Origin of the sequence: Ruminococcus sp. CAG:379 (genome assembly GCF_000434255.1) — a bacterium.
In the GTDB taxonomy this organism is placed as follows: domain Bacteria; phylum Bacillota; class Clostridia; order Oscillospirales; family Ruminococcaceae; genus Ruminococcus_F; species Ruminococcus_F champanellensis.
Window position 1 is genome coordinate 1 of sequence record NZ_FR894916.1, and the last position, 10,086, is coordinate 10,086.

Below are 10,086 nucleotides of genomic sequence, written 5' to 3' on the forward strand. Positions count from 1 at the left end.
CCGGAGGCGGTGACTCTGGCAGGCAGCTTCATCGCCGCCGCCACCCGGTATACCCTCTCCCTCGGCACACCCACCCAGGAGGGGGTATGCTTTGAACCATGCCTTTCACGGCTTGCCCCAGGGCAGGACGTGAAGGAATAGAGACAATACCACACAAAGCCCGCCTGTCGGTTTTGCGCGGTGTTGCCTAGAATATCTGCCCAGGAGGGGATTCCCTCCGCCGGAACGGAAAGAAGGAATCGTTATGATGGAAAAAGAAAAGAAACTGCGGAATATGGTGTATACAGGGCTGTTTGCAGCGCTGATCTGTCTGACCACCGCCTTTATTCTGCATATTCCCGTGGGTAACGGCTATATTCATCTGGGGGATAGCTTTATCTATCTGGCTGCCTGCATGCTGCCCATGCCCTACGGCATCCTTGCCGCAGCCATCGGGGGAAGCATGGCGGATCTGCTCAGCGGCTATGCCATTTACGCCATTCCCACTGCCATTATCAAGTCCATGCTGGCAGGCTGCTTCTATAGCATGGGGGTCAGCAGCACCAAGACCCTGTTGAGCCGCCGCAGCGTCATCGCCTCTGTGGCGTGTGTTGCCATCACCGTGGTGGGCTATTATCTCACCGCCGTGATCCTGTACGGGAATCCGGTGGCGCAGATCGCCGAGACGGTGCCGGCAAATCTGGTGCAGGCAGGCTGCTCCGCCGCTTTGTTCTGCATCGCCGCCTTTGCCCTTGACCGGGTGAAGCTCCCCATGCTCAGACGATAATGGCTCGGAATGCCCCACACCTGCTGCGGGGCATTGCTGTTTTTGACAGGAGGTATTGCATTTGGAACCCGGAAAAGGCCGATTTTCCTTTATTCACTCCCGATTGGTAAAAAGTCTGATCTTCAGCGGCGGTGTGCTGCTGGTCTTTGCGTTTATCCTGCTGCGGTATGAGGGCTTTTTTGCCGGCATCAGCGCCCTGTTCAAGATCCTGCGTCCTCCCATCATCGGGGTGGTGCTGGCGTTCATTCTCAACAGCCCCTTCCGGGTGCTGGAGAGGCGGCTGCTGTGGCTGACGGAGAAGCTGAACCCGAAGAAAAAGCCTCTGCCCCGGCTCAGCTACTGGCTGGGACTGGTGCTGACCTATGTGCTGGCAGCGGCGGTGGTGGCTGCCATCGTGTGCATCATCATCCCCCAGTTTGCCGCAAGCATCCGGCAGTTCACCGCCAATTTCGACACCTACTACCGCAATGCGGAGCGGCTGCTCCTTGCCAATAAGGACACGGTGGTGTTTGAATGGCTCCAGAAGTGGGACATCGAACAAAAGCTGGTGGGACTGACGGAATACCTGCCGGAAATGCTGCTGAAAACCTTTGACTTTACCGCAAGCATCTTCGGGGTGGTGGTGGATCTGTTCGTGGGCATCGCCTTTTCCGTGTACATCCTGGCGGATAAGCGGGGCTTGAAGAAAATGGCGCAGGGGCTTGCGAAGCTGGCTCTGAAGCAGCCCAGATACAGCCGCTTTGCAGGCACCATGAAGCTGACGGTGGACACCTTCTCCAGCTTTTTCAACGGACAGATGACCGAAGCCTTTATTCTGGGCATTCTATGCTACATCGGTATGAAGGTGTTCCGGTTCGATTACGCCGTGCTCATCAGCGTCATCATCGGCATCACCAATATGATCCCCATTGTGGGGCCCATCGCCGGCACCATCCCCTGCGCCCTGGTGCTGCTGCTTGCCAGCCCCCGGCAGGCGGTATGGTTCGTGTTGTTCGTCATCGTTTTGCAGCAGCTGGAAAGCAACCTCATTTACCCCAGGGTGGTGGGCAGCTCCGTGGGACTGCCGCCTCTGTGGGTGCTGCTGGCAGTGGTGCTGGGCGGCGGACTGGGCGGCATTCTGGGCATGATCCTGGGGATCCCGGTGCTGTCCCTGCTGTACACCTATTTGCAGAACCGACTCAAGGAAGCGGAGCCGGAGGAACCATCCAAACCGGCGGCAAAGCCCCTTCCGGCGGCGCCTGCCCCGAAACCATCCCCAAAAAAGAAGCGGAAATAAGACAAAGCAGCCGCCCTGTGCGCAGAACAGGACGACTGCTTTTTTATGGTTTCTGCCGGTCAATGCCGGATTCGGTTCGTGTGAATGATCGTTTGTTCCGGGACACCGCCTTTCTCTGCGCCATAGTCTGGAAAATGCGGGGCGGCGCATACCCCAAGAGTGTGTGGTTATGGGTCTGTTGCTGTCTTTATTATACCAGATGAAGCCGGGAATGCAATAACAGAATGATGCAGATCCGTTGACAATCCGGTGCAAAGCCGTTACGGACAGGTGACACCGGGTGACAGATCGGTGACAAGGGGAACAAATTGCACAGAAAACATGCAGCTTCTGTATGAATTCGTCAAAAAGCCGCCGGAAACCTGAACTTTCTTGCTGCACCCCCTTGCAAAGTTATGTACAATTTGTTATAATGAAAGACACGTAGTCTGCATCGGCGGAGATGTTCCGCCTGGGATAAAGGAATTAAAGGGGATTTCATGATAGGATTTTACAATTACACGGTGCTGCTCACCTATGCGGGATTTGCATGCGGCTGCTGCGGCATTTACTATGCTCTGTCCGGTCATCCGGGCATCGGCATCATCCTGCTGCTGCTGGCTGGATTCTGCGATATGTTCGACGGCAAGGTGGCGCGTACCCGGAAGCGCACGGACGCAGAGAAGCAGTTCGGCATCCAGATCGACTCCCTGTCGGATCTGGTGTGCTTCGGGCTTCTGCCGGCGGTGATCGGCTATGCAAGCGGTCTGAACCGGCCGCTGGATCTGGCGATCCTGGTGTTCTTCACCCTGGCGGCACTGATCCGGCTGGCGTATTTCAACGTGACCGAGGATCAGCGGCAGAAGCAGACCAGCGAGGTGCGGAAGGTGTATGAAGGTCTGCCGGTGACCAGTGTGGCGCTGATTTTTCCGCCCCTGTTCAGCTTCCGGCACGATATCGGCGCCCTGTTCCCCCAGGTGTACGGCACCCTGCTGCTGGTGGTGGGACTGGCGTTCATCACCCGGTTTAAGATCAAGAAGCCGGGCATACGGTGCATGTTTGTCTTCATCGGCATCGGCGCACTGGAGCTTGCCTGGCTGCTGTACAAGAGCAGAGGGTAAGCCATGGGGATCATTCGCAGACGGGACGGCTCCCAGACCGTGACCGATGAAACCCAGGATCGTGCTCTGGCATTTTTATACCGGACGGCACCGGGCCGCAGCCTGCTGAAGCTGCTGGTGCAGCCCTGGGTGTCCGCACTGGGGGGCGCTGCGCTGGATCATCCTCTGTCCACGGTGCTGATCCCGGGCTTTGTCCGGCATTTCCAGATGGATCTGTCCGACTATCAGAAGGAAACCTACCGGAGCTACAACGCCTTTTTCACCCGGCAGATCCGCCCGGAGGCACGGCCGGTGGATCCGGATCCGGCAGCGCTCATCAGCCCCTGTGACGCAAAGCTCACGGTGTATCCCATCACTCCGGACAGCTGCTTTCCCATCAAACAGAGCCTGTACCGGACAGGGGATCTTCTGGGCTGCCACCGGCTTGCAAGGCGGTTCGCCGGAGGGCAGTGCCTGATTTTCCGGCTGACGGTGGAGGATTACCACCGGTACTGCTACCCGGAGGACGGGGTGAAAAGCCGGAACCGGCTGCTGGGCAGTGAGCTGCATACGGTGAACCCCATCGCCCTGGAGGGGTACAACATTTACAAGCGGAACTGCCGCTCTGCATGCCTCATCCGCACCGCTCACCTGGGCACCATTGCCATGATCGAGGTGGGGGCGCTGATGGTGGGGAAGATCGTGAACCATCACGGGGCGGGCAACGTCCGCAGAGGGGCGGAAAAGGGCATGTTCCGGTTCGGCGGCTCCACGGTGGTGGTGCTGCTGCAAAAGGATGCGGCGGTGCTGGATCCGGATATTCTGCAAAACAGCGCAGAAGGGGTCGAAACCGCTGTGCATTACGGGGAACGGATCGGAACGGCGCAGCAATGCTCCCATTGCCTTGACAAGCAGGGGGCAGTGTGATACAATATAGAGTGATATGACATTGCACGGCTTCTACCCGGGCGGAGAGGGCTTCGGGGACAGCGCTACAAAGGAGAACGGATATGAACACAACCCAGCAAATAGAATGGAACGGCACCCCCTGCATCGAGCTGTGCGCAGGCGGCTACCGTGCCTGGATCGCTTATGAGATCGGCGCAAACGTGATCCGGTTCCGGGATGAGGAACGGGGCATGGAGATCTTCCGCTACCGGGAGGATAACAACGCAGAGCACATCAAACAGTCTCCGGAGGTGTGGGGTCTGCCCACCCTGTATCTGCCCAACCGGTTTGCAGACGGGGTGCTGAAAACCTCGGACGCTGTCTATCAGCTACCCGTCAACGAGGCTGCTCCCTACAACAACCACATTCACGGCTTTCTGCACAAGCGTGTCCACACCGTTGTGGAGCATCACGCAGACGACAACTGCGCCGTGCTGAAGACCCAGTACCGGTACGATGAGAACGATCCGTTCTTTGAATACCTGCCCATCCGCTTCCTGGCGGAGTATACCTTTACCCTGTCCGCCTGCGGTCTGGAGCATAAGGTGCGGCTCACCAACCTGTCCGACAAGATGATGCCCATTTCCGTTGCCACCCACACCACCATCAACACGCCTTTTGTGGACGGGGGCAAGGAGGAGGACATCCGGCTGACTGTGCCCATCGGCAAGCGCTGTGAGCTGGATGAGCGGTGTCTGCCCACCCAGCGGTTCATTGATCTGAAGCTGTACGATCTGGAATACAAGAACGGTACCAAGTGCCCGGTGCTTCAGGACATCAACAACGATATGTACTTTGCAGAGGAAACGGAACTGGAGGGTCAGTCCTTCTACGGTGCCATCGTGGAGGATACCGCCAGCGGCAAGCGCATCTGCTACCAGGTTTCCCCGGAGTACAAGTTCTGGATCATCTGGAACGACAGGGGCTTCAACGGTTATTTCTGCCCGGAGCCTATGACCGCTATGATCGATGCGCCCAATCTGGAGCTGCCCCGGGAAACCACCGGCTACCGGGAGATCCGCCCCCACGATACCTTTGAGGCAAATCAGCGGTTCTTTACCATGGACTAAGAAATGCGAAAAAAATCCGCCGTTCCGGAGCATCCGGGGCGGCGGTTCTGCGTCTGGGCAAAAGAAAAACACTGCCGAAAAAGCGGCAGTGTGAAAAAAATGCAGATCCGGAAAGCCGTACCCTAGCTTCAGTCTGCGGGATATCCGTTCCGGAAAAAGAGAGGGACTTCAGAGGAGGGGACCGCCGAAGAAAGACCGGATATCCGCCGGCATGCAGCCTCCTCGGGGAGGGAATGCCGGGCATAAACATCGCACAGTACCTTGTTTGATGTTGTATTCAGTATACCATATTGACAAAGGGGATACAATGCTTTATTATATTATTAGCTGACGGATTGTCACCATTCCGGGGCGAATTTCCGAGAAGAAGGAGTATATTATGAAACGATGTATCGCATTGGCGCTGTCCGTTTGTCTGCTGCTGTTCGGCTGTGCAGACAGTTCCTCTCAGCAGGGCAGCCAGGCAGACAGGAGGATTATGGTGGAGGGTACCAGCTTCAAGGTAGAGGGCAAGGAGCTTTGGTTCAACGGCGTCAACACCCCCTGGGATAACTGGAACGACTTTGGCGGCGAGTATGACGCCCAGTTCTGGGACGAGCATTTCGCCCAGCTTCACGACAAGGGCATCAACGCCAGCCGTGTGTGGATCAGCTGCAACGGGGAAGTGGGGGTCAAGATCAAGGAGGACGGCTCCGTCACCGGTCTGAAGGACAAGATGTGGGAGGATCTGGACAGCTTTTTCGAGATCGCCAAGAAGCATGAGATCTACATTATGGCGACCCTCATGTCCTTTGACCACTGCAAGGACAGCAACAGCAAGCATCAGCGCTGGCGCACCATGCTGCAAAGCGAGGAGATGAGCCAGACCTATGTGGACAACTATGTGATCCCCTTCGTCAAGCGCTACGACGACAACGATTATCTGTTCAGTGTGGATCTGTGCAACGAGCCGGACTGGATCGTGGAGAATCCCGAATGCGGACAGCTCCAGTGGCAGGATCTGTCCCGGTTCTTTGCCCAGTGTGCCGCCGGGGTGCATCAGAACTCGGATGTGCTGGTAACGGTTGGTATGGGCATGGTCAAGTACAACAGCGACAACTACAGCGGCAACTATGTGTCCGACAAGGTGCTCAAGGGCTTTGCCGGAGAGGACGCATTCCTGGATTACTATTCTCCCCACTTCTACGAGTGGCAGGTGGCAAACTGGGGCAACGCCTTTGAAAAATCCCCCAAGGACTTCGGCATGCCGGTGGATCGGCCGGTGGTACTGGGAGAATGCCCGGCGGAGGGTCTGAAAAACGCAAAGAAGCCCCTGACCCAGTGTACGGATTCCGCATACAGCAACGGCTGGCAGGGGGTCTTTGCCTGGACCTCCAACGGGGTGGACGACTGCGGCGGCTTTGACCAGGTTTCCGCCTCCGCAGAGCAGATGTACCAGAAGATCCCGGAGCTGATCTTCCCGGCAGGAAAATCCTAACACATCAGAAACGCTCGGAGCATGTCTCCGGGCGTTTTGCGCACATTCGGAGATATGGTGCAGCATTTTTGCGGTATTGACTAAAATATCTTGCTTTTTTGGCGGCGGTATGCTATAATATCACCATGCAGCATGGAGTGTGCTGCCAAGAACGATGAAATCGGAGGTAAGTATATGGGCATTTTGAAAGCAGTCGCAGGTGCCGTAACCGGCGGCCTGGCGGATTCCTGGCTGGAGGTCGTAGAGCCGGACAATATGACAGCAACCACAGTCTGCACCAGAGGGGTGCAGGTGAGCAATAAGCGCAGCAGCAACAAGAAGGGGACGGAAAATATTATTTCCAACGGCTCCGTGATCCATGTGGGAGTCAACCAGATGATGCTGCTGGTGGACGGCGGCAAGATCATTGACTACTCTGCCGAGCCGGGCTACTATGAAGTATACCTGTCTTCCACCCCCTCCATGTTCAACGGGGAGCTGAAGGACTCCATCAAGGAAACCTTCAGCCGGATCAAATTCGGCGGGCAGCCCTCCGGATCCCAGCAGGTGTACTTTATCAACCTGCAGGAGATCAAGGGCATCAAGTTCGGCACCCGGAATGCATTGCAGTACTTTGACAATTTCTACAACGCAGAGCTGTTTGTACGGTGCCACGGCAGCTACTCCATCAAGATCACCGATCCGCTGAAGTTCTTCAGCGAGGCTGTGCCCCGGAATGCGGAGCATGTGGACATCAACGATATCAACGACCAGTACTTTGACGAATTCCTCAGCGCATTGCAGGCTGCCATCGGGCAGATGTCCGTGGACGGTCAGCGGATCTCCGCACTGCCCTCCAAGAGCCTGGAGCTGGCAAAGTACATGAGCAATGTGCTGGATGCAGACTGGAATGAGCTGCGTGGTATGGAGATCGTCTCCGTGGGCGTGGCAAGCATCAGCTACGACGAGGAGAGCAAGAAGCTCATCAATATGCGGAACCAGGGCGCAATGCTGTCCGACGCTACCATCCGGGAGGGCTATGTGCAGTCCACCGTGGCAGGGGGCATCCAGGCGGCAGGCTCCAACACCGCCGGTGCAGGCAACGCCTTTATGGCAATGGGCATGGGCATGAACGCAGCCGGGAACTTTATGGGTGCGGCTTCTGCCACCAATGCGGCACAGATGCAGATGCAGCAACAGCAGCAGGCAGCCCAGGCGCTCAAGCCCAATGGGGCAGTACAGCAGATGGACGACGGGGCATGGACCTGTCAGTGCGGTCAGATGAACAGCGGCAAGTTCTGTTCCAACTGCGGCGGCGCAAAGCCGGCACCGGCAGGCAGCTGGACCTGCAAATGCGGTCAGGTGAATACGGGGAAATTCTGCCCCAGCTGCGGCAGTCCGGCACCCCAGGCAGGGACATGGACCTGTGCCTGCGGCTCGGTGAATGAGGGGGCATTCTGTCCCAACTGCGGCAACAAGAGAGGCTAAGGGCATACATTGGCATTGGCAAGTCCGGTGTGTCGGGGATGCACCGGGCTTGGATGCTGTTTGATAGACAGGAGTTGATTGTATTTGGAGGCGATCCAATATAAATGCCCCAACTGCGGCGGCGAATTGAAATTCGACCCGGGGAAGCAGCAGTTTGGTTGTGAATACTGCCGGAGCTTGTTTTCCGAGGCGGAAATCAAGCAGGTGTGCAAGGAAAACGAGGAAACGGATCTGAGCCGCTCCCCGGAGGAGCTACAGCAGGAGCAGGAGTTCGCAGAGCATTCAAACCTGTATGAATGCGGCAGCTGCGGCGCCCAGGTCGTGGCGGACGACAACACCGCTGCGGCATTCTGCTACTACTGCCACAACCCGGTGATCCTCAAGGGACGGCTGTCGGGAGAATACAAGCCCGGCAAGGTGCTGCCCTTCAAGATCACCAAGGAGGAGGCGCTGCATATTTTCTCCGGCTGGTGCAAAAAGCGCTGGTTCCTGCCAAGGGCGTTCAAGGAGAAGCAGAACCTGGAGAAAATTACCGGACTGTATGTGCCCTTCTGGGTGGCGGACTGCAATGTGCATGCGGACTTGAACGCCATCGGCAAGCAGGTGAAAACCTGGCGCTCCGGGGATTACCGGTACACCCATACCAAGGAGTTTGCTGTGCGGCGTATGGGACAGGTGGGACTGGACGGGATCCCGGCAGACGGCTCCAGCAAGATCGAGGATCAGCTGATGGAGGCCATCGAGCCCTTTGACTATGAGGAGGTACAGCCCTTCTCCATGTCCTACCTCAGCGGCTTTTATGCGGACAAATATGACATGGACAAGGCAGGGGTGTTCCCCCGGATCCGGAACCGTGCCATTCAGGGGGCGGATCAGCAGATCCGGAGCACCATCAAGGGCTACAACGCCCTCAGCGTTACCAGCTCCTCTATGAATGTGCTGCGGACGGACTGGCAGTATATGCTGCTGCCCGTGTGGTTTGCCACCTTTAAGTTTGAGGATAAGATGTACGAATTCGCCATCAACGGGCAGACCGGCAAGCAGGCAGGCACGCCGCCCCTCAGTAAGGGGAAGCTGGCGGCATTCTGCGCCGGGGTAGGCGTAATTGTGGCGCTGATTACATTGTTCGGGGGGTATCTGCTGGCATGAGACACTGGAAACAAATTGTAAGCGTACTGTGCCTGGTATGCATGACCCTGCTGCTGACCATGCCGGCTGCCGCATTGAGCAGCAAGGACGCAGATCACGCATATCCCATCCACAAGGATAACTGCGGTCTGTATGACGTGGAGGGCAATCTGCCGGAGAATGAGGCGGCGGAGCTGACCCAGAAGATCCGGGACACTGCCGAGGAGCTGCAAATGTATGTGGCGGTGGTGATCGTGGGGAAGGAAACGCCCTTCTCCGGTGATTCGGCGGTGGAACGCTATGCGGACGATGCTTATGATGAGCTGTTCAACCAGGAATACGGGGTGAACACGGACGGCGTGCTGCTGGTGGTGAACAACTCCACCCAGTACGACTACATTTCCACCTGCGGCATGGGGCAGTTCTATTACACCAACAGCGATGACAGCAACCGGGTTGACGATATGCTGGCAGCCATGCACAGCGCACTGGTGGCCGGGGATTACCCACGGGTGGTGGAGCAGTTCTGCCAGCAGCTGGTGCAATACAAGAATCAGGGCGTGCCCAAGGGGTACTATACCTATAATTCCGGCTCGAAAACCTATTTGTATCTGGACGACAACGGCAAGCTCATTGAAGCGGATCGGCTGCCCTTCAAGTGGGGCTGGTGGATCTTCATTGCCAGCATCGTGGGGGCCGGCGTGGCGCTGGTGGTATACTTCTGCATCAAGAGTCAGTACAAGTTCAAGGCGGCACCGTCGCCCACCACCTATGTGTGCCACAACAAGGTGAAGATGGACGTCCAGACGGACACCTTCCTGCGGGAATACACCACAAAAACCAAGATCGAAACTTCCTCCGGGGGCGGCGGCAGC

9 protein-coding genes are annotated in these 10,086 nt (G+C 57.2%); all 9 read left to right on the plus strand.

The window, feature by feature from the left end:
- Positions 1-244: 244 nt before the first annotated feature.
- On the plus strand, positions 245-766 hold the full coding sequence (locus tag QVO51_RS09170; protein ID WP_022358162.1) for a TIGR04002 family protein: 522 nt from the start codon (positions 245-247) through the stop codon (positions 764-766).
- Between the two features lie 61 nt (positions 767-827).
- Positions 828-2,042, plus strand: coding sequence for an AI-2E family transporter (locus QVO51_RS09175; RefSeq protein WP_022358163.1), 1,215 nt, complete (start codon positions 828-830; stop codon positions 2,040-2,042).
- Between the two features lie 479 nt (positions 2,043-2,521).
- Positions 2,522-3,142 (plus strand): CDP-alcohol phosphatidyltransferase family protein, encoded by a 621-nt coding sequence (locus QVO51_RS09180; protein ID WP_022358164.1) that lies wholly within the window; start codon positions 2,522-2,524, stop codon positions 3,140-3,142.
- A 3-nt stretch (positions 3,143-3,145) separates the two neighbouring features.
- Entirely contained in the window at positions 3,146-4,048 is a 903-nt protein-coding gene (locus QVO51_RS09185) for a phosphatidylserine decarboxylase (RefSeq protein WP_015557380.1), read from the plus strand.
- Between the two features lie 83 nt (positions 4,049-4,131).
- Positions 4,132-5,139, plus strand: coding sequence for an aldose 1-epimerase (locus QVO51_RS09190; protein WP_022358165.1), 1,008 nt, complete (start codon positions 4,132-4,134; stop codon positions 5,137-5,139).
- A gap of 379 nt (positions 5,140-5,518) precedes the next feature.
- Entirely contained in the window at positions 5,519-6,616 is a 1,098-nt protein-coding gene (locus tag QVO51_RS09195; protein ID WP_022358166.1) for a cellulase family glycosylhydrolase, read from the plus strand.
- Positions 6,617-6,790: 174 nt separating this feature from the next.
- On the plus strand, positions 6,791-8,083 hold the full coding sequence (locus QVO51_RS09200; RefSeq protein ID WP_022358167.1) for an SPFH domain-containing protein: 1,293 nt from the start codon (positions 6,791-6,793) through the stop codon (positions 8,081-8,083).
- Between the two features lie 84 nt (positions 8,084-8,167).
- The gene (locus QVO51_RS09205; RefSeq protein WP_022358168.1) at positions 8,168-9,232 is read left to right on the plus strand and encodes a hypothetical protein; all 1,065 of its coding nucleotides are present in this window, start codon (positions 8,168-8,170) and stop codon (positions 9,230-9,232) included.
- Positions 9,229-10,086: TPM domain-containing protein (locus tag QVO51_RS09210; protein WP_288168065.1), on the plus strand; the 858-nt coding region annotated here is incomplete at its 3' end. The genes QVO51_RS09205 and QVO51_RS09210, both read left to right, overlap by 4 nt.